This window comes from Candidatus Viadribacter manganicus, assembly GCF_001679665.1.
In the GTDB taxonomy this organism is placed as follows: domain Bacteria; phylum Pseudomonadota; class Alphaproteobacteria; order Caulobacterales; family Aquidulcibacteraceae; genus Vitreimonas; species Vitreimonas manganica.
In genome coordinates this window covers 961,053-980,842 of record NZ_CP013244.1, presented here as the reverse complement: position 1 = coordinate 980,842, position 19,790 = coordinate 961,053, and the positions used below count along the sequence as shown (strand labels likewise).

Here is a 19,790-nt window from a genome sequence, read left to right as displayed (position 1 = left end):
GGAAGCGCCATAGCCGGCGTCAACATTCGAAAGGCGGACCAGCACTCCGCGCTCGAACAAATCGGTTTCAATACTAGCTCGTGTGCGTGGCATGTCTGGACAAGCTTAATAGAATCAATGCACCGAAGGTGGTTATTGGGGCAGCTGAACGTATCGTTACCATGATCCTTACATGCACGTCTTGTTCGACCCGCTATTACGCGGATGACGCAGCGATCGGTCCGGCCGGTCGGACGGTGCGTTGCGCGGCATGCGGCTTCTCCTGGTTCGCCGAACCGCAGCTTGAGCTGCGCGCCCCGGCAGATGCGCCCCTGGCGCGGACCGCCGAAGCGCCCGCACAAGAACCTCTTACACGTGAACGTGTCGAAAGATTGCGTCGCGCCGCCGAGCAACCGGGGCCCGCGCCATCGGCCGCCGCGAAATTCCGCCAACAGCAAACCGACCGCATGCGCCGTGATCGCAATCGCGCTGCGTTGCTGGTTTGGGGCGCCACTGGCGCTGCCCTTGCGGCAAGTGCGACCGGCATGGTCGCCTTCCGTCAGGACGTTGCTGAGCTGTGGCCGCGTTCGGCCAGCGCGTTCGCCGCGCTTGGCTTGGACGTCAACGTTTACGGTCTTGAGTTCTACGACCTCGCCGTAGAGCGCGACTTCAACGGCGCGACGCCTGTGCTCGTTGTCTCTGGTGAAGTTCGCAACATCGGCCGTGACGACAAGCTCGTTCCGCCGGTTCGCATTTCGCTGCGCGACACGCGCTCGCACGAAATCTTCGAGCTGGTGAACGCGATCACCGATCAACCGATCGCTGCTGGCGCCGCCGTGCCGTTCCAAATCCGCGTCGAGAACCCACCGACGGAAGCGGTCGATCTTGAAGCGACGTTCGCGAGCTTTGGCGAGCAATCGCTTGCTGGCGGTCCAGCGCACGTTTCACCGCCGGCTGTCGCGCCGCAAGACGAACTGCTTCTCGATGAGCCGCTCGATCCCGCGCATGAGTTGGTCGATCCTTCGCACCCGACGACGACGAGCGAGTTGGGTCCGGTTGACGGTCTCGCGCTGCGCTTCACCGCCGGCTAAGTGCGCATACTTCTTTCTGCGGAAGAGATCAGCCAGCGCGTCAATGCGCTGGCTGATCGCTTTTCGGCGCAAGTCAATGACGACTGGACCGTCGTCGCGCTGTTGCAGGGCGCCATTCCATTTGCGGCCGATCTTATGCGCGCACTCGAAGTGCGCGGCTCTCATCCAATCTTCGATTCACTTTGGCTCGAGAGTTATCGCGACGCGCGCGAAAGTAGCGGCAAGGTTGTCGTCCGCTCCGATATATCGCGCGCCATTGAAGGGCGCGGGGTACTGATCGTCGACGATGTGTTCGATAGCGGCCGTACGATCGCCTATGCGCGCGCGCACCTGATGGCGAAGGGCGCCGCGCAGACGCTCGCCTGTGCGTTTGTGCGCAAGCCGGAGGCGCTCGGCCAGGACATCGATGCAATCGGCTGGGACGGGCCTGCCGACTTTCTGATCGGCTACGGCATGGACGATAAGGGCCGCTACCGCGGGCTCCCCTATATCGCCGCCCTCGACTAGCGCCCGCCGCGCGCGGGAACTTCATCGACAAGCCAGAAGCGCGCCCGTACCAGTTTTGTGCGGGAGGCCGACATGCGGGTTTTGGCAGCTGGAATTCTAGCCTTGGCGCTGTGTGGATGCGCGACAGCGCCTGACGCGACCACAGCGGCGCCTGCACCGACACCGCTCATGACAAACGCGATGAGTGTCGCACGCGATCACGTCGCCGCGCACGAAGAGGCAATCATCCGCGAATTGCGCGATCTGCTGGCGTTGCCCAACGTCGCTTCAAACCCTGACGACATCCGGCGCAATGCCGACGCGATCGTCCAGATGTTCGCGCGTCGCGGCATCAGTGCGCGCATCATCGAAACGCCGGGTGCGCCGGTAAATGTCTACGCCGAACTTGCGGCTCCCGGCGCCACGCGCACACTTTTGTTCTATGCGCACTTTGATGGCCAGCCGGTTGAGCCGCTCGACGCGTGGGTGACGGCGCCTTTTACGCCCACCTTGCGCAGTGGCCGCTTTGAAGACAACGCGCCGATTATTCCGTGGGAGCGCGCTAGGTATCCGCTCGCTGACGACGCCCGCATCTACGCGCGCTCTTCAAGTGACGATAAAGCGCCGATCGTCGCCATGCTGGCGGCAATCGATGCAATGCGCGCGGCGAACATTCCGCTCTCGGCAAATCTCAAGTTCTTTCTCGAGGGCGAAGAGGAGGCCGGCTCCGGCCACCTCGCGCAATCGCTTGACCTGCATCGTGATCTGCTCGCTTCCGATCTTTGGCTTTTTGGCGATGGTCCGATCGATCCGCGTGGTTTGCCGCGCGTCTCTCTTGGCGCCCGCGGCATCGCAACGTTCCGGCTGACCACCTATGGCCCCGCGACGAGCCTGCATTCGGGCCATTATGGAAATGTTGCGCCCAATCCCGCCGCGCGTTTGGCGCATCTCATCGCGTCCATGCGCGCCGATGATGGACGCATCACCATCAATGGCTTCAGCGCCGATCCGCCGTCCCAGCGCTCGCGGGCTCTAGCGCGCGAGGGCTTCGATACCGAAGGCATGTTGAGCGGCCCAGCGATCGCAGAGACCGAAGCTGGATTGAGCTATGGCGAGTCGATCATGCGACCGGCGCTCAACGTAACGCAGCTTACGTATGGCGGCGCAGGTCCGCAGCGGAACGCCATCGATTCACAGGCCAGCGCCGGTTTCGATATTCGTCTCACCCCGGGCATCACCCCGCAGCGCGCGCGGGAGTTGATCGAAGCGCATGTGCGCAATCAGGGCTATACGCTCGTGGATGCCCCTCCAACGCTGGAGCAGAGGCGTTCGATTTCATATCTGGCGCGTCTTGAGTTTGGTGAGCTTGGGTATGCGTCCGCCGCATCCGATCTCACCAATCCTGCCGTTCGCCGTATCGTCGATATCGCGCGCGCCGCCACCCATGATGAGGTGCGTATCGCGCCGCTGATGGGCGGCAGCCTTCCGATTGCACCGATCGGCGAGGTTCTAAATACGCCGTTTGTGATCGTTCCGATCGTTAATGCCGACAACAACCAGCACGCGCCGAACGAAAACTTGCGGATGCGAGAATTCCGCCAAGGCGTGCAGTTTTATGCGGCGTTTTTGGCAGAGGGCGGCAACGGCTGGTAAGTCTGCGGGACTAGCACTTTCAGGCGTTCGATCGCCGCGCGATCGTGATGTGCGGCGATGAAGCGTATCTTTCGCTTGCCGAAGCGCAGTTCATAAGCTGGCGGCATTCCGATGGGAGCGTCGAGCGCCGCGCTTGCGAGATCCGCCCAAGCCAATCGTTGCGCGCCGAAAAGGTTTCGCGCTTCGAGGCTTTGCGCTGTCGCTTGATAGGTTGTCCACGTCAGCAAGCGCCAACCGGCAAGCGCCGTCATGAGCGGAAGCGCGACCCAAAGGAAAATGAAGAAGCGAGGCGGCGCCTGGCCAGGCGCCAAGCCCTCGAACGGGTTGGGTGTCAGCGTGAGCGCTAATGGCGCGAGGACAACGGCCGCGACCGCCGCGAAGAGAAGCCAGCGTTTGGGGCGGATGACGAGCGGTGCTTGCATAGCGTCGCCATGCACTCGGGCTTGGAGTGTCGCACTCCCATAATTTTGGGATCAGGCGCTCAGAATAAGCGAGATGCGGGCGCCGCCTTCGCTCGATGTTATGGCGAGGTCGGCGCCGATGCGTTGCGCGCGCGTGCGCATGTTGGCGAGCCCGCGTCCTGTGGGCGCTGCATTGGGCGCGAATCCGGCGCCATCATCGGTGAGCGCAATGTGAATGCGATCGCCATCACGCTTCAACTCAACTCCAATCCGCGCCGGTGCGCTGTGCTTCAGGGCATTGGTACAGGCTTCAAGCAGGATGCGGTAGATTTGCAGTGTCTTGTCCGGTCCAATGTTTGGCGTCGCGCCGACATCCTCGATTTGCCAGTCGAGCGTCACGTTGGCGGCTTCACACCGGGGTTCGATGCGGCCGCGAAAGGCGCCCAGCGCGCCAGTGAGCGAACCTTCCCCTTGCTCGAGCGAATCCACCACCATCCGCAAGTCGTCCAGGCTTTGTTCAAGCCCGCTGACCAGCGTTTCGTCCGAGAGCTTGCGCGAACGCGCCTGCAGGATGAGGCCGAGCAGCTGTCCGCCGATGCCGTCATGCATGTCGCGCATGATGCGGCTGCGTTCTTCGAGCAGCATAGCGGCGCGCTCGTTGCGGCGGATCTCGTCCATGTTGGCGACGATCACGCGCTCACGCTCTTCCACCAACTGGTTGAGCTTCTGCGCCGTCGCCGAGGCCGCTTCGAAGACGCCGCGTGCGCGCATCGCGAGTGAAACCAACAAGGCGAGTGGAAAGAACGTCACCGCGACGCCCAGGAAGACGCCGTACATGTTGAAGAACTGCACCATCACGATGTCGGCGACGGCCGCGAGGATGACAAAAACAAAGGCCGAGGCCTCGACTGGATTTCGCAAGCCGCCGCGCAAATAGAACGCCACGATCCGCACCAGGCAAAACGCCATGATGAACAGGCCGATCCGGCCAAGATTGCGGTTTACGATTTGCGTCCCGATCATCGAATCGAACGAGAGCCGCCAAGCGATGATTGCCGCGCCGAGAGCTATGATGATGGCAGACGCAATGGCGAGAATGCGCCTGCTTTTTGGCCCCCAAGGATCAAGCGCAAGCGCAAACAGTGGATGGCGCGGGGCGCGCGGCAGCGAGAATACGGACGTCCATTCGACGAAGAACCAGGCGATGCAGATAAGCGTCGCCAAGAATGAGACGAGATATACGCCGTTGTTGGCGTTGAGACCCCACGGCGGGTCCGTCATCAGCAGGCCGACATGTTGGCCGAGCCAAGATAAAGCCAGCGCGCCTAGTGAAAATAAAAGCGCGCGCGCGCCGAACAATGGCGCGGCGCAGAAACAAAACACCGCGACGAACGCGCCGATGATTGCGTTCACGAACGGCAAATCCGAACGCAGGAAGCGCAACGCTATGTAAGATGGGTAGAGCCGGTCGTACGCGCCGATAAAGAACGGCCGCAAATGCCCAAAGCCGACCCCGCGTTGCACCGCTACGTCCAAGATTGCGCCTTCGTGCGCGAGCGCCGCCGGGATGCGCAGTAATTGCGGACGCCGCCCCATCGCGGGCGCTGGTCCGTCGACGCGCCCTTGCCCTGCCACCAGCACGCCATCGACGTAGAGCAACGCATTATCGTGCGCCGAAACGATTAGCACGGCGGGGTAGGCGAGATGCGCCTCCGATGCGCTCATGCGCGTGCGATAGATGACGACGTTGGTCTCGCAGCATTCTTCGCGCGGGATGGTCACCGGTGCGAACGCAGCATCGGGCAAGAGTTCGTAGCGTGGTGAACTGCTCTCAGCCGCCACTAATTCGGCGACGCGCCGGCCCGGAATATCTTCGGTGCGATAGTTCACGTAGAGCAGAGCTGCGCTCATCGCGAGTTGCAGCGCCAAGATGGCGCCGGCCAAAATCCACGTCAGCGAAGATGTGGGTGGCGAGGGATTGGCTTGAAGCACGCTCGCCCCTTAGCCCGGCAAGGCGCCGCGCGGCTAGTCCCTGAGCTTGATCAAGCCGGCTTGGACCGCCTCGAACACCGCTTCGCTGCGCGAGTTTACGGCGAGCTTGCGGTAGATCGACTTCACGTGATCGGCGACGGTGTGCGGCGAGATGCCGTGCAGGCGCGCGACCTCCTTGTAGCGAAAGCCTTTGGCGAGATCGGTGAGCACGGCGGTCTCTTTTTCGGTCAGAGGCGCATCCGGCGCTGCGCCCTTGGCCGATGCGTTGCGCTCTCGCATCCGGTTGAGAATGTGGCTGGCCACTGCGGGCGAAATCGGCGCGCCGCCGCCCAGGACGCTGCGGATCGCCTCTTCGGCTTGCTGCTCGCCTGCGCCCTTCAGCAAGTATCCGTCTGCGCCGGCTTCGATGGCGTGCACGACGCTGCGAGCGTCACCAAAAATGCTGACGACAATGATCTTGATGTTGGTGATGCGATCGCGCGCTTCGCGGATGAGATCGACGCCGTTGCCGTCCGGCAACGCCAGATCGATCAGCAACACGTCCAGATCAGGGGTCAAAAGCGTGCGTCCGCCCGCCAAGGTATCTGACGTTCCGGCGATATCGAGGCCTTCGGCGCGTGTCACCACGCGCGCCAAATCCTCGCGCAAAATCGCATCATCTTCGACGATAGCGACACGTGCGCGAGGAGAGGCTTGGTTCAATGTAGGTCCCTTAGCGGCGCGTCATTCTGGCGTACCGCGCCCCGCTTTGCCAGACGACTATGACGGCGGCGGCGGCGCGGGCGCGTCGTCGTCCTGGTTTTCGTCGTAGATCCAGTACGCGGCGCCGACGCCGAGGCCGATCCAAACCCAGTTCAGTGGTTTTGAGAAGAAGCCACCCTCGCCATCAGCAGCGCCGAACGCGAACGGCGTCTCGAAACGCGGCGGCGCATCGCCGGTCAGTGAGAACGAGAACATGTCGAGGTTGCGAACGCCTTGGCCGTCGCCTTGCTGCAGCGAGAAAGCGAGGCGCGTATCGCGATGATCGGCTTCAGCCTGACCGAATGGAATGCTGAGGCGCATCCGCACGGCTTCGCCTTCGGACGCGCGGCCGCTGTTTAGGGCGTCGAAGTCGCGCAATTGTTGCGCTTCGGCTGCGCCGGCAAATAGCCCTGCGCCCATGGCCGCGGCGATAGCCAAGGTGGTTGAACGTTTCATGCGATACCCTCCGCGGCGGGTGCTCCCGCCTTGCGATAGGGTTGAAGCGCGCCGCGACGCGCTCCAACCGCATGAATATGGGGGTTAGCTGCGCCGTTCGAACCGAAGCGCGAGTTGGCCGGCGGCGCCGTCCTGTAAGCGCAATTCGAGCGCGTTGTTCTGTGCCGCGAAATCGCCAGCGACTTCGCCGATGCGGCCGCACGTGTAGGCAATGCGCGGTTGCGGCGCTTCGGTGAAGGCGGCGGTCCATCGATCGGTTTCGCCGCCGGGTTCTGCGCCAGCCCAATTGAACGTTACGGCGCCGCTTTGATCTTCGCTGACGGCGAGCGAGACGGCGCGTGTGCCGGTCCAGCCGGTGGCGGCGCCGACGCGTGTGGCGCTGACGAGGTCGTATGTGCCGGGTGTGATTGAGCCGCCGCGCAGATCGGATGCGGCGGCGGCGGCGACGACTTCGGCGCCGACGCTGACTTGGCGGGCGGCGTTGGGCGTTACGTCATTGCAGGCGATCGTGGTCGGGCCTGGCGGTGTTTGGGGTGTTTGGGTTTGTTGTTGCGCGGGCGGCGAGCATGCGGCGAGCAGAGCGATAAAAGCTGTGGTCATCAAAAATGTGCGCATGCGAACGGCCCTCCAGTTGAAGTGATGAGAGTGGCGTGCGGTGCGACGATTTCAAGCCGCCGTTAGCTGTCGCCGAAGCGATCCAGGAGGCGGCGCAGATATTCCCGTTCCGCTTCCGGGCGGTTGGGGTCTTGGGCGCGGCGTCTGATTTCGTCGAAGATCTCGCGCGCGCGCACGGGGTCGGCTGTTGTGGGGACCGTGCCTTCGCCGTCGGCGTTGCCGGCGCCGCTTTGGCGACCGAGAGGGTCGCGGTTGCCGCCGGGGCCTTGTTCCTCACCGCCGCGGCCGCGTTCGCGCAGTTCCGCGCTCAGCGCTTCGGCGCCTTCGCGGAGATTGTCGAGCGCTGCGCTTTGGGCGGCTTCCGCACCTTCAAGGTCGCCGCGGCGGAGCGCGTCTTCAGCGCGGCGCATGGCCTCGCCGGCGGCGTTGAGATCGTTGCTCGGCGCAGCGCCGGCTTCATCGGCCATGCGCTGAGCTTCGGCTAAGCCTTGGCGGAGATCGGATTGGCGTTGCGCGAGTTCGTCGCCGCCTTGGCCGCCCTGTTGATCGCCGCCGCTGCCGCCTTGGCCTTGTTGCTGGTGTTGTTCTTGGCGCGTTTCGTCGCGAAGTGCGCGTTGCTCGCCCATGGTCTGGGAGAGTTCGTCGATGCTTTGCTGCATCGCCTCGTCACCTTCGCCGCCCTGGCGATCGCCTTCACCTTCGCCGCCTTGGCTGAGTTGCACGTCAAGGTTGGAGAGCAGCTGCGCCAATTGCGCCAACAATTGCTGCGCTTCGGCGTTGCGGCCTTGCTCGGACAATTCCTGCACACGCTGCAGCATACTTTGGATGTCGCGTTCCGAGAGCGTGGCTTGATCCTCGGTGTCTTCCATATTTTGCGGACTTTCACCGCTGCGTAGCGCCTCTTGCACGAGCGCCTGCATGTAGTTCTCAGTCGCGCGCCGCAATGCCTCGAGCAATTGCCGAACGCGTTCTTGCGGCGCGCCTTGGGCTAGAGCTTCAGCGAGTTGGCGCTGCGCCTCTTCGAGCGCGCGCCGCGCATCCGCGGCGCCGCCATATTCAGCCCGTAGCGCCGTGCGCCAGAGCGTGTCGGCGGCGATGTCTGCTTCGTCCGGGTCGCGCGCGACTGCAAGTTGCGAGCGGGCATTGCGGAAGCCGAAATAGACGGCAAGGTCGCGGAAGTAGTGATCCTGCGGCTCCATCGTCAGCGCATCGATCAAACGCGCTGCGCGTTGGATGCCTTCGGGCGCGCGTTGCAGCGCCGGGCGCGTATCGTAGTCGCGCGTTTCGATGCGTTCGTTGCCGAGCAGAATATCGCCCGCCGGAACGCGCCGCCGCTGCACGCCCGGACCGTTTCGATAGGACCTACGCTCAGCTAGGATGTGGCGGCGGATTTCGATGGCTGCGCGTGCCAGAGGCTGCAGGAATATCTTCTCTGGCAGCGTAACCCGTAGCGGATCGCTGACGCCTTCTTGGCCAAGCGCGTCTATCGCCACGATCCGCGCTTCCACTTCCATCCCGGCATAGGGATGGGCGGCAAGATCGATCTCGGTTTCGGCCTCTGCCTCGCGCGGATCACCCGCAGGCGCTTCAAGTTCCGTGTCGACTGGATCGGCGCGCACCAAGCCGTCAGGCGGATCAAGCGGCGTTACGCGCAGCACCAAACGGCGCACGCCGTAATCGTCGCGCGCTTTCCATGAGAGACTGACGCGTTCGTCCGAGAGTGTGCTGATGGGCGCATCCCACGATGCACGCGGCTCCGTATCCGGCGCCGGCGCGAGGCGCCAACGTGCGCGCGTATGAAAACGCACGATGCGAAGTTCGCCGCGTCCCGGAATATCGAGCTGTGCTTCCCAGGCGCCGTCCGCCGCTTCAGTGAAGCGCGCGCTGCGTTGTCCGCCTTGGCCATTGAACCGCAGCACCGGCGCGCCTGCAGGCCCCATGACGCGAACCGTGACGCGGACTGATGGCGGGGTCACCACGCGTTGGCCTTCAAGATCGCTGAGTGAGATCGGCGCCGCGTGGGTGTAGTCGGCCGGCGTCGCCCACGCCTCGATCGCCATTTCCTGATCGCCCAAGAGCGGGCCAGGGTCAGGCAGGAATGCACGCGCCAGCCGATCGCCCGATTGGGTTCCGGCGATTGCGAACCCGATCACCATTAACGCGAGCGCGCCGTAACGCAGTTTGTACGGATCGAGCTCGTCGAGCCGAGGGCGCGGCGGGCCAAGCCGCACATTGTCTGCGTTCTCAAGCAAACGCTCTCGTTCGCGATTCCAAAGCGCGATCGAGAATGGATCGTATTTGGTTGGCTGGTCGCGCAGCGCGTCGAACGACCCCGCGTCCATGCGCGAGTCCGCCGCCAATCGCGCGCGTGCTTCTTCTTCGGTTGGCGCGCGCCATTCGCGCCGTGCGCGGACTCCAAGATAAACGAACAGCACCAGCGCGAAGATGGCGCTCAGCGTTTGCAGGAGGAGTGGAAGCCGCTCATGTCCGCCGAGCAGGGCGAACGCCGTCCACACGGCCATCGCGCCGAGCAGCACCAAGCCGGCGCGCAGCAGCCGTTCCAGCGCCAAGTTGCGCCGTGCTCGTTTCGTTTCACGAGCGAGTTGGTTGAGGGCGTCCTGGTGCTTCATTCCGCAGCCTGACGGTATCAGCCCGTTTTGAGCCAAACCATGACCATCCCTCGCAAAGGCGCAGCCAAAGGGTCCGGTTCCCCCATGTTGACGGCCTTTAGGCGAGGTCTAAGCTCCGCTTGCTCTTGAGGGGATGCTTCCAATGAACATTCGGACAGCTGCGGCCGTGATTTTGGCGGCCGCCGTGGCGGCGTGCGGCCAATTGTTGGGCGCCGGTGGTGGGCTGCAACCTGGCCAGCCTGTGAATGGCACACTGGAGGTCAGCGAGACCAAGTCTGACCAAAACAATGCGGTCGCCGACACCTTCCAGCTGAATGGCCGCCAGGGTGAGCAATACACGCTTACGCTGACCTCCGAGGCGTTCGACGCTTACCTTTACGTCCGCGGCCCAGGCTCACTGTCTCAGGACAACGATGACGATGGCAGCGGCAGCTACAATTCACGCCTCAACATCACCTTCCCCGAAAATGGCGTCGCGCAGGTTTACGTTACCAGCTTCAGCCGCAACGCCGTCGGCGCCTATCAGCTTCTTGTTGAGCGCACCGGTGAAGCGACGCCGAACGTCGCCAACAACACAACGCCAGGCCAAGCACCGCCCATCGCGGCGCAGCAGCTGGCTGGTGAACTCGCGCCGGGCGACCAACAATTGGGTTCGGGCGAGTATCTCGACACCTTCCCGCTCCAAGGCGTGGCGGGGCAGCAAGTCGAGATCACCTTGAGCTCGCAGCAATTCGACACCTACGTCGCGATCAGCGGGCCAGGCGGCTTCCAACAATACAACGACGACGACACGGAAAATAACACCCGCAACAGCCGCCTCGTCGCAACGCTTCCGGCGAACGGCGAATACACGGTGCACGTCACCTCGTATGCAGCCGGCGAGACTGGTGCGTACCAGCTTAATGTTGCGCCGACCTCCACTACAACGGCGAGCGGCGCGCTTGCGGGCGGCGATGCACAGAGTTTCACCGCCGGGCAAACGATGAACGGGGAACTCGCTCAAGGCGATACGACGCTGAACTCGGGCGAGTTCATCGATACGTTTAGCTTCCAGGGACAAGCTGGTCAGCGCGTTACCATCGACATGCGCTCCACAGCCGTAGATCCCTATCTCATCCTTCTCGCACCATCAGGCGCGCAGGAAGATAACGACGACGCATCCTCGAGCGACCGCAATGCTCGGATCGAGACGACGTTGGCGGAGAGCGGCCAGTACCGCATCGGCGCGACGTCATATCAGCCGGGCGAACGGGGCGCGTATGTTGTCACGCTGCAGCAGGGCGCCGCGCCGCAAGTTTCCGCCAACAATAGTGCGCGGCGTGTCTTCGCGGTGATGGTCGGTATTTCCGATTATCCAGGATCGGGAAATGATCTGCCGCTCACCGCTGAGGATGCACGCAAGCTGCAGCAAGCGTTGGCGCGCCAAGGCACGTTGGCGCCTGAAAGCGTGACGTTGATCGACGCTCAAGCGACACGGGCTGGATTGCGCCAAGCCTTCCAGCGCGTCGCGGCCGCCGCAGGCCCAGATGATCTTTTCCTCTTCTTCTATTCCGGCCACGGCAACCAAGTGCGTGGCCAAGTCAGCGCCACAGAACCCGACGGCAAGGATGAGACGATCGAGATGGTCGATGGTTCGATTACCGATGATGAACTGAACCAGCTGTTTCAGCAGGTCCGTGCGCAGACATCGCTGCTTGTGCTCGACTCCTGCTTCAGCGGCGGCTTTGCACGTGACGTCGTCAGCCGTCCGGGTGTGATGGGGCTGTTCAGTTCGGAAGAGGATCTCACAAGCTCAGTCGCGGAAAAATTCCAGGCTGGTGGTTTCCTCTCGCACTTCATTCAAACCGGCCTTGAGGGCGGCGCGGATGAAAACCGCGATCGCGTGATCACCGCTGGTGAACTTGGCGCCTATGTGCGCCGCGAGTTCGCCCGCGAAGAGCGCATCGCGGCGTCAACGCAAGAAGGCCAAAGCAATTACCAATTCCCAGTGGTTGAGCGCGGCGCTGTGCAAGTTGACGCGCCGATCCTCGGGTTGGGCCGAACCTAATCGGCGCCCCAGGGCGCAGGCGGCGCAGCGATCGGGGCGGTAAGGTCGAACTCAACACGCAAGCGCCGGTTCGGCCGCTGCAGCTCGTAAGCAAACGTGCGGCCCGGGTGGATTTCGACAGCCCACACGTTCGCGACCGACGCGGGGGTGTTGTTGCGCGTAAAGAGTTCGCGCGAGAATGCGTCCGCCGGAAATTCTTGCCGTTCAGCTGTGCCTTCGCTTGTCGTGTCGCCGCCGTATTGGGTCAGGGTGTCTTCCGTTCCATCTTCGTGACGGTGATCGTGCTTGAGGCGTAGGCCCGCGCCGGTGCGGGTTATGACCCAGGTGCGTGAGCGATTTTCGCCGACATGAAACGGAACGCGGATCTCATGATCGCTGCATTCGCGCACCTGCATGACCAGCCGCTCGCTGGCCAAGCCCGCGTCAGCGGAGTCGGTCGTGACAGCACGGCCTGCAAAACTCTGCCCGCAGAGCGCGTGAAGGTTCGCGAAAAACTGATCTTGTGGCGAAGCGGGCGGCGCGGATGCGCAGGCGCTGAGCGCCGCGCTTAGAGCGACGGCAAGCAGCAAGCGTCTGATCATGCTTTCGTGGCCAACCATGATGGCAGCGTCTCCAGTTTAAGTTGCTCAGCGACATCCCATCGCCGCCGCACGATTTCGTAAGTGTCGCCGCTGACCAAGACTTCCGGCACCAGGGCGCGCGCGTTGTATGTGGACGCCATGACAGCGCCGTACGCGCCCGCGGTCATGAACGCGACGAGATCGCCAGCTTCCAGAGGCGGCAGCATGCGATTGCGCGTGAAGGTGTCACCTGTTTCGCAAATCGGCCCGACGACATCATAGGCCTGCTCGGCGCCCTTCGGTTGATTGAGCGGCTTGATGCCGTGATAGGCGTCGTAAATGGCAGGGCGGATGAGATCGTTCATCGCCGCATCCAGCACCACGATAGGACGTGGGCGCTCTTGCAAGCGCACAACGCGCGACACCAACACGCCGGCGTTGGCGGCAATCATGCGGCCCGGTTCGAATGAAAGGCCAATGTCAAAGCCGTCGAATACGCGGCCTACCATCGCCGCGTATTCCGCTGGCGAGGGTGGGTCAGGTTCGTTGAAATACGGCACACCGAGGCCGCCGCCGAGATCGAGGCGTTCGATCGGAATGCCGTCGCCGCGTAGTTTTTCGGCGAGTGAGCGCATCACGCGGAACGCCGCCTCAAGCGGTGCAAGATCGCGGATCTGACTGCCGATGTGAACAGCAAGACCCTGTGCGTGGAGGTGCGGATCATCGGCGGCGCGCGCGAATAGCGCCAGCGCCTGTTCCGGCGAGACGCCGAATTTCGCATCGCCTTTGCCGGTCGATATCTTTTCGTGGCCGCCCGCGCCCACATCGGGGTTCACGCGGATGGCGATGGGCGCCTTTTTGCCGAGACCGCGCGCAATCTCAGCCAGCAGTTCCAGCTCGGCGCGGCTCTCGACGTTGATCTGGTGCACGCCGGCTTTGACGGCGAACGTCAGCTCCTCGGCTGTCTTGCCGACGCCGGAGAAGATGATCTTGCTTGCCGGCGCGCCGGCCATCAATGCACGCTCGATTTCGCCTTGGCTCACTGTATCGGCGCCTGCGCCTTTGCGCGCGAGCGTGGCCAGCACGGCGATGTTGGAGTTTGCCTTGACCGCGAACGCGACAAGCACGTCGCGCGTGCCGAAGGCGCTACGAAACACGTCGTAGTGCCGCTCCAGCGTGGCTGTCGAATAGACGTAGCAGGGTGTGCCGACCGCTTCGGCGATCTCAGCCAGTTTCACCCCTTCGCAGCAGAATGCGCCGCCGCGATATTCGAAGTGGTTCACGGCGTTGTCTGCACGCCGCTCTGATATTGAGCGCAGCGCGCGTCTTGGGGCTCATTGCGCTCGGCGGCAGCCGCGCATTCGCGACGGATCGCCTCTTCGCGGTTCCATAGTGGGTCGGGGCGCTCAAGATCGCCTTTGATCCCGCATGCGGAAAGGAGCGTCAGCGCCGTAAGTGCCAGAACGATGCGGCTCATTTGAACATCTCCTTCCACCGCTCAACCTGCTCGCGCACGCGCTGAGGGGCGGTCCCGCCATAGCTATCCCGGCTCTCGACCGATTTTTCAACCGTCAACAGCGCCCGGGCGCCTTCCGTAATGCGGGGATCGACCGCCTGAAAATCGCTCAACGGGAGCAATCCCAGTTCGGCGACGCCGGAATCTTCGGCGATGCGCACGATTTTGCCGGTGATCTCATGCGCCTCGCGGAACGGCACGCCCAGTTCGCGGACCAGCCAGTCGGCCAAGTCCGTTGCTGTGGAATAACCCATGGCGGCGGCGGCGCGCATCTTCTGGCGGTTGAAGCGCATCGTCTCGACCATCCCGATCATGGCGGTGACGGAGAGTGCAAAGTCATCGAACGCTGAGAAGGTCAGCGCCTTATCTTCCTGGAGGTCCTTTGCGTAGGTGAGCGGAAGCTTCTGCACGATTGCGTTCAATGCGGCGAAGTCGGCGCCGATCCGGGCCGCTTTGGCGCGGATGAGTTCGGCCGCATCCGGGTTGCGCTTTTGCGGCATGATCGAAGAGCCGGTTGACCATGCATCGCTCAAGCGCGCAAAGCCGAATTGCGGCGAGGTCCAAAGCACGATCTCTTCGGCAAGACGCGATAGATGGGTGATGGCGATCGCGAGATTGCTGAGTGCGGCCAGCGCAAAATCGCGCGAGCCGACGGCGTCGAGCGAGTTGCTTGCGGGGGCGTGGAAACCCAGCGCTTGGGCGGTGGCTTCGCGATCGATCTTGTAGCCCGTGCCGGCAAGCGCCGCCGCTCCCAGCGGACATTCCCATGCCGCTTCCAGGGCGCCGCCAATGATGCGCACGCGATCGCGCTCCAGCATGGTGACGTAGGCCAAGAGGTGATGGCCGAGCGTAATTGGTTGCGCCGTCTGCAGGTGGGTGAAGCCCGGCATGATCCAATCGGCGTGCGCTTGGCTTTGCTTTAGCAGCGCCGTTTGCAGCACCCGCAGGCCGTCCGCCGCCTCGCGGCTGGCGCGCATGGTCCAGAGCTTGAAGTCGGTCGCGACCTGATCGTTGCGCGAGCGGGCGGTGTGCAGCCGCTTGCCGGCCTCGCCGATGCGTTCGGTCAGCCGGGCCTCGATATTGAGATGTATGTCCTCGAGCGCCACCGAGAATTGGAACGTCCCTTCGACGATTTCCGCGGCGATTTGGTCCAATCCAGCTTGTATCGCCGCGTTGTCTTCCGCCGTAATAATCCCTTGCGCCGCCAGCATGGCCGCATGCGCTTTCGAGCCTTCGATGTCCTCACGCCACAGGCGCTTGTCGACATCGATCGAAGCGTTGATGGCTTGCATGGCGTCGGCGGGTTGGGCAGCGAAACGCCCGCCCCACATTTTTTGACCGCCGCCTGAGGATTCTGAATTGGACACGAACGCAAACTCCGCGCCTCCGCAAAAGCCCTGGGCGCTGTGGGCTGCACTAACGCTTGTTGGAGCGGGGGCGATCGCTGTTGTGTACGTGCTTTTCGCGGCTGCTTCAAAGCCTGAGACTGAAGGTGGGCTCACCAGATTTGCACAGGGCGAGATGGCGCGGCTTTACGTCATGGAGACGCCGCCGCCGATGCCGACGCGCACGTTGCGTGACGCGGCCGGGGCCGAGACGACGCTTGCGGCGTATCAGGGTGAGGTCGTGGTGCTGAACCTCTGGGCGACATGGTGCGCGCCCTGCATGGAGGAGATGCCGTCTTTGATGCAGCTCCAATACAATTTCGAAGGCCGTATTCGCGTGGCGCCGATCAGCGTCGACAGCGAAGGCGATCGCGAGAAGGCGATCAGCGAGCTGGCGCGGCTTTCGGGTGGCAACCTGCCGTTCCTGCAGGACATGACGCGCGGGGTGCTGTTCGACGCGCAGGCGGCCGGGATGCCGGTGACGATCATCTATAATCGCCGCGGCGAGGAAGTCGCGCGCCTGGCAGGCGGCGCCGATTGGGGCAGCGAGGACGCCTCGCGCCTCATCGAAGCGGTGCTGACGGAGCAATGATGGTCCCGGTCATCGAAACGGAGCGTTTGCGTCTGCGCGGGCATGAGCTGCGCGATTTCGATGCCTCAGCCGGCATGTGGGGCGATCAGGACGTCACCCGCTTCATTGGCGGCAAGCCTTCGACGCGCGAGGACAGTTGGGGCCGGTTGCTGCGTTATATCGGGCATTGGCAGGCGCTCGATCACGGCTTTTGGCTGATCGAGGACAAAGCAACCGGCGTTTTTGTCGGTGAAGGCGGGTTTGGCTCGTTCAAACGCGAGATCGCGCCGCGCATTGAAGCGCCCGAACAGGGCTGGGCGCTGTCGCCGGCGATGCACGGCAAGGGCTATGCATTCGAGGCCATGAGCGCCGCCGCTGCTTGGGGCGAGCGCTTCTTTGGACGCACCGACTTTGTTTGCATCATCGCGCCAGAGAACCAACCGTCGCTCGCGCTCGCGGGTAAGCTCGGCTATCGCGAATACACGCGCGCCAGCTACAAGGGCGAGACGACGGTGATGCTGCGCCGTGCTTAGAGGTACGGTGACAGCGCCAATCGAACGCGTGAGCCTTGCACCAGAACTTGCTGGTAGGTGGCCGGGGTTTGCGGCGGTTCGCGCGACGGGAACAACGCAACGTAGCGGTTGAGCTCGCCGACGGCGCGGCTGTACGCGCCCAAATTTTGGCGGCGCAGTTCGTCTTGGTGCAGCTGTAGAGCTTGTTGGGCCGCGAGCGCTGCGCCCATGCTGTGCTGATACTCGATCGGGTCTGCGACGCCGTCGACGAGGACGTGCTGGTAGAGGCCCGTCGAAATATCGATCATGCGCACAGCGAGTTGGGCATCGTCGAATTCCTGTTCGCCAATCGCGCGGGTGAGTTCTTCCTGAGCGGTCCGCAGGCGCTGCATCATTTGTGCGCGCGTGAAACTTGTGCCTGCCGCAGCTTCGCGAAGCGAAGTCACATTGAGCGTGCCGAACTCCCCAGCCGCGGGCTCGTACACTTCGAGCAGCCCTTGTTGGACGAGGATCGCGGCGTCCGCCGGCTCGCCACTGAATGAACCTTGATCTTCGACGATCTTGGCGGCTGCCATCACGAAGCCGCGCAAGTGCTGGATGCGGAGGGCGGTCAGCTGCGAACCCGAAAGCCCAGCATAAGCTGTCACCACACCGGCTTCGCCGTGCTCGCCGCCAGCCTCGCCGGCTGCCGCTTCACCAGCTTCGCCGCCGCCCGCTGCTGTGGTTGCGGGCGTTGCGCCGCCGCCTTCGCCTTGGGCCGCTTCACCGGCTTCGCCGTGGCTACCTTCGCCGCCTGCGCCACCTTCCCCGCCGCACGCGGCCAGCCCCAACGTCGTCGCCGCGACGCCCATGGTGCGCCAGTGCTTTAGTTTCAGGGTGATCATCGCGTACGCGGCCTCCAGCTTGCGCTCCCTTTATCTTACCTGCGAAGTCTTCGCAACAAGGCGCGACCGTTGGCCCGTCGCGCTAGAGTGAGGGCGCGCCGGCTCGTGTCCGGGCCTTTGGAGCGGTAAGGGAAGCTATGAGCTTGATTTTGCAAGAAGTGCTGGCGCCAGAGGATCTCGCACGCGTTCGTACGGGCCTCGACGCGAGCGACTGGGTTTCCGGCAAGCGCACCGCCGGCGCTGCTGCGCGCGGCGTCAAAGAAAACCTTCAACTCGACGGCAGCGATCGGCGCGTCCAGGAGCTAGAGCGCTTCGTCGTCGATGCTTTGCGCCGCCATCGGCTGTTTGAGATTGCTGCGCGTCCGGCGCGGCTCTCGCGCCTGCTATTTTCGCGCTACGAGCCGGGCATGACTTATGGCGCACACACCGACGATGCGCTGATGGGCCGGGCCGACGACAAGCTGCGCACCGATCTCGCCTTCACGATCTTTCTCTCTGATAGCGGAAGCTATGAAGGCGGCGAACTCGTCGTCCAGTCTGCGTTGGGCGAGCAGGGCGTCAAACTCGAAGCGGGTGACGCATTCGTCTATCCGGCCGGTTCAATCCACCACGTGGCGCCGGTCAAATCCGGCGTGCGCCTCGCAGCCGTAGGCTGGATTCAAAGCTTCGTGTCTGATCTCGCGCAGCGTGAAATTTTATTCGACCTTTCGGTCAGCCGCGCCCGTATCGCCGAAGCCGGCATTGCGCGCGAGGATTTGCTGCCCCTGGACAAGAGCATTTCCAATCTGCTGCGCATGTGGGCGCGTTAGCTTTTTTCCGCGCCCAATTGCTTGGCATAACCACCGGCAACCAGCTGCGTCATCAGATCGAAGAGCTTGTCGGGATCGGCGCGCCGAAGCCGCGCGATCTCCGCTTCCATGCCGTCGGCCAGAATGAGTTCGCGTTGATCGTTGCGCAGCGCTTCGATGATCCGCGCCACCGCGACTTCAGGCGCCATGCCATTGTCGATGACGCTATCGCTAAAGCCGCGCGTTTCGGCGTTTGCATCCAGCGCGTTCTTGGAGACGTTGGTTTTCACTGAGCCCGGCGCGACCACGAGCACTTTCATGCCGAGATGACTGGTCTCTGCGCGGACGCTGTCGTGGTAGCCGATCAAACCGGCTTTCGCGGCGCTGTAAGCGCTACGCAAGGGCGGTCCCGCGATGCCGGCGACGCTCGAAATAGCAACAATATGTCCCCCGCCTGCACCCGCCATGCGCGGCAGTAGCGCTTGGGTGAGTGCGATCGGGGCCAGCAAGTCGACCGCAATAATTTTTTGATAGACCTCGAACACAGTGTCGATCGCCAGCGAGCGCTGCGATATGCCGGCATTGTTCACGAGGCCATCGATGCGACCGCCCCAGTTCCAGGCTTCTTCAACAAGTGCAGGCACGCGCGCGTAATCGGTCGCTTCGAATGGCAAAACCAACGTCTCAGCGTTCGTGCTTTCGGCGACATCGTTGAGCGCTGCGACATTGCGTCCAGAAAGGATGAGCTTTGCGCCGTCCTTGGCCAGTGCGTCCGCCAATGCTTGGCCGATCCCCGACGATGCGCCTGTGATCCACCAGGTCTTGCCAGCAAACATGTCTTCCTCCCGATGTCGCGAAGCTTGTCGCTAAAAAGCCTGGAGGCGGCAACTGTCAGCGGAAGGGCTGGACGTCGTGGCGATAGTCTTCAGGTTGCGGCGGCGTTCCGCGCTTCAGCGCCGTCCACGCGAACACGATCCCGGAGACGAGCACCACGGGCAGGCCGACAATCACAACAAGCGGCGTTGTTGCCGCCGACATGGCGATCGAGAAGGGTTCGCCGCCTTCGTGTTCGCCGCCCCCGAGGACTGGCACGAGCCAGCTCAGCACGAGCGGCGCCGCGATCATTGCAACAACCCCCGCGAAGACAACGTGCAGAACCACGATACGGCGCGACTTTGGCGCTCGTCCGAAAGCGTAGCTCAAGCCAAGGCTAATCAGCGCCAGCGCGAACACCACGAACAGCGCGATGATCACCAGACGCTGGGGTGTGATGTCGTCGTAGAAGGCCGCTACGGGCCAGCCGATTGAGAGCGCGAGCGCGATCGGCGTCCACACGAATGCCGGCTTCCGCCACGCCAGTGGCGGGATGCGTTGTGGTATCGGCGGCGCGCGCATGGGGGAAGCATACGCTCGAACTTCGCGGCGTCACTGAGGCGCACGCTGGCAAGCGAGTGATTTCCCCCAAAGGTTTTGTTCGAGGTTT

General features: G+C 63.4%; 20 protein-coding genes. 7 read left to right on the top strand and 13 right to left on the bottom strand.

Features of this window, described 5'->3' with window-relative positions:
- Positions 1–128: 128 nt before the first annotated feature.
- From ATE48_RS05300 to ATE48_RS05290, 3 genes are all read left to right on the top strand, one after another.
- A complete protein-coding gene (locus ATE48_RS05300; RefSeq protein WP_156767609.1) occupies positions 129–1,070 on the top strand; it encodes an MJ0042-type zinc finger domain-containing protein in 942 nt (313 codons plus the stop codon).
- Positions 1,071–1,577, top strand: a complete 507-nt coding sequence (locus ATE48_RS05295) for a phosphoribosyltransferase (protein WP_066768544.1) — start codon at positions 1,071–1,073, stop codon at positions 1,575–1,577. It abuts the gene before it with no gap.
- 72 nt (positions 1,578–1,649) lie between these two features.
- Entirely contained in the window at positions 1,650–3,209 is a 1,560-nt protein-coding gene (locus tag ATE48_RS05290) for a M20/M25/M40 family metallo-hydrolase (RefSeq protein WP_083197168.1), read from the top strand.
- On the opposite strand, the gene ATE48_RS05285 is transcribed toward ATE48_RS05290, so the two are convergent.
- The 6 genes from ATE48_RS05285 to ATE48_RS05260 form a co-directional block, all read right to left on the bottom strand.
- Entirely contained in the window at positions 3,170–3,631 is a 462-nt protein-coding gene (locus ATE48_RS05285) for a hypothetical protein (protein ID WP_066768539.1), read from the bottom strand. The genes ATE48_RS05290 and ATE48_RS05285 overlap by 40 nt on opposite strands.
- Positions 3,632–3,682: 51 nt before the next feature.
- On the bottom strand, positions 3,683–5,602 hold the full coding sequence (locus ATE48_RS05280; RefSeq protein WP_066768537.1) for a sensor histidine kinase: 1,920 nt from the start codon (positions 5,600–5,602) through the stop codon (positions 3,683–3,685).
- Positions 5,603–5,635: 33 nt separating this feature from the next.
- Positions 5,636–6,304: a response regulator gene (locus tag ATE48_RS05275; protein ID WP_066768535.1), complete on the bottom strand. Its 669-nt coding sequence runs from the start codon at positions 6,302–6,304 to the stop codon at positions 5,636–5,638.
- A gap of 57 nt (positions 6,305–6,361) precedes the next feature.
- Positions 6,362–6,799 (bottom strand): hypothetical protein, encoded by a 438-nt coding sequence (locus ATE48_RS05270; RefSeq protein WP_066768533.1) that lies wholly within the window; start codon positions 6,797–6,799, stop codon positions 6,362–6,364.
- An 84-nt stretch (positions 6,800–6,883) separates the two neighbouring features.
- Entirely contained in the window at positions 6,884–7,414 is a 531-nt protein-coding gene (locus ATE48_RS05265) for a hypothetical protein (protein WP_066768530.1), read from the bottom strand.
- 62 nt (positions 7,415–7,476) lie between these two features.
- Positions 7,477–10,044, bottom strand: coding sequence for a DUF4175 domain-containing protein (locus ATE48_RS05260; RefSeq protein WP_066768527.1), 2,568 nt, complete (start codon positions 10,042–10,044; stop codon positions 7,477–7,479).
- A gap of 142 nt (positions 10,045–10,186) precedes the next feature.
- Here ATE48_RS05260 and ATE48_RS05255 point away from each other — a divergent pair, with 142 nt between their 5' ends.
- On the top strand, positions 10,187–12,091 hold the full coding sequence (locus ATE48_RS05255; RefSeq protein WP_228126799.1) for a pre-peptidase C-terminal domain-containing protein: 1,905 nt from the start codon (positions 10,187–10,189) through the stop codon (positions 12,089–12,091).
- Here ATE48_RS05255 and ATE48_RS05250 read toward each other — a convergent pair.
- From ATE48_RS05250 to argH, 4 genes are read right to left on the bottom strand one after another with little or no spacing between them, the layout of a single operon-like run.
- Entirely contained in the window at positions 12,088–12,672 is a 585-nt protein-coding gene (locus ATE48_RS05250) for a hypothetical protein (RefSeq protein ID WP_066774615.1), read from the bottom strand. The genes ATE48_RS05255 and ATE48_RS05250 overlap by 4 nt on opposite strands.
- Positions 12,669–13,934, bottom strand: a complete 1,266-nt coding sequence (lysA, locus tag ATE48_RS05245) for a diaminopimelate decarboxylase (protein ID WP_066768524.1) — start codon at positions 13,932–13,934, stop codon at positions 12,669–12,671. Before lysA ends, ATE48_RS05250 begins: the two co-directional genes overlap by 4 nt.
- Positions 13,931–14,128: an LPS translocon maturation chaperone LptM gene (lptM, locus tag ATE48_RS05240; protein ID WP_066768516.1), complete on the bottom strand. Its 198-nt coding sequence runs from the start codon at positions 14,126–14,128 to the stop codon at positions 13,931–13,933. The genes lysA and lptM overlap by 4 nt, the downstream gene beginning before the upstream one ends.
- A complete protein-coding gene (gene argH, locus ATE48_RS05235) occupies positions 14,125–15,498 on the bottom strand; it encodes an argininosuccinate lyase (protein ID WP_066774613.1) in 1,374 nt (457 codons plus the stop codon). The genes lptM and argH overlap by 4 nt, the downstream gene beginning before the upstream one ends.
- 28 nt (positions 15,499–15,526) lie before the next feature.
- Between argH and ATE48_RS05230 the strand changes: the two genes are divergently transcribed.
- Entirely contained in the window at positions 15,527–16,144 is a 618-nt protein-coding gene (locus ATE48_RS05230; RefSeq protein WP_083197167.1) for a TlpA family protein disulfide reductase, read from the top strand.
- A complete protein-coding gene (locus tag ATE48_RS05225) occupies positions 16,141–16,656 on the top strand; it encodes a GNAT family N-acetyltransferase (protein ID WP_066768514.1) in 516 nt (171 codons plus the stop codon). The genes ATE48_RS05230 and ATE48_RS05225 overlap by 4 nt, the downstream gene beginning before the upstream one ends.
- Here ATE48_RS05225 and ATE48_RS05220 read toward each other — a convergent pair.
- Positions 16,653–17,519, bottom strand: a complete 867-nt coding sequence (locus ATE48_RS05220) for a hypothetical protein (RefSeq protein ID WP_066768513.1) — start codon at positions 17,517–17,519, stop codon at positions 16,653–16,655. The genes ATE48_RS05225 and ATE48_RS05220 overlap by 4 nt on opposite strands.
- Positions 17,520–17,656: 137 nt before the next feature.
- Here ATE48_RS05220 and ATE48_RS05215 point away from each other — a divergent pair, with 137 nt between their 5' ends.
- Positions 17,657–18,328, top strand: a complete 672-nt coding sequence (locus tag ATE48_RS05215; protein ID WP_066768512.1) for a Fe2+-dependent dioxygenase — start codon at positions 17,657–17,659, stop codon at positions 18,326–18,328.
- On the opposite strand, the gene ATE48_RS05210 is transcribed toward ATE48_RS05215, so the two are convergent.
- Together ATE48_RS05210 and ATE48_RS05205 are read right to left on the bottom strand one after the other, a co-directional pair.
- Entirely contained in the window at positions 18,325–19,143 is an 819-nt protein-coding gene (locus ATE48_RS05210) for an SDR family NAD(P)-dependent oxidoreductase (RefSeq protein WP_066768511.1), read from the bottom strand. The two genes, ATE48_RS05215 and ATE48_RS05210, sit on opposite strands and share 4 nt — an antisense overlap.
- A 55-nt stretch (positions 19,144–19,198) precedes the next feature.
- Complete coding sequence (locus ATE48_RS05205; RefSeq protein WP_066768509.1) at positions 19,199–19,702, bottom strand: hypothetical protein; 504 nt, start codon at positions 19,700–19,702, stop codon at positions 19,199–19,201.
- Positions 19,703–19,790: the final 88 nt, after the last annotated feature.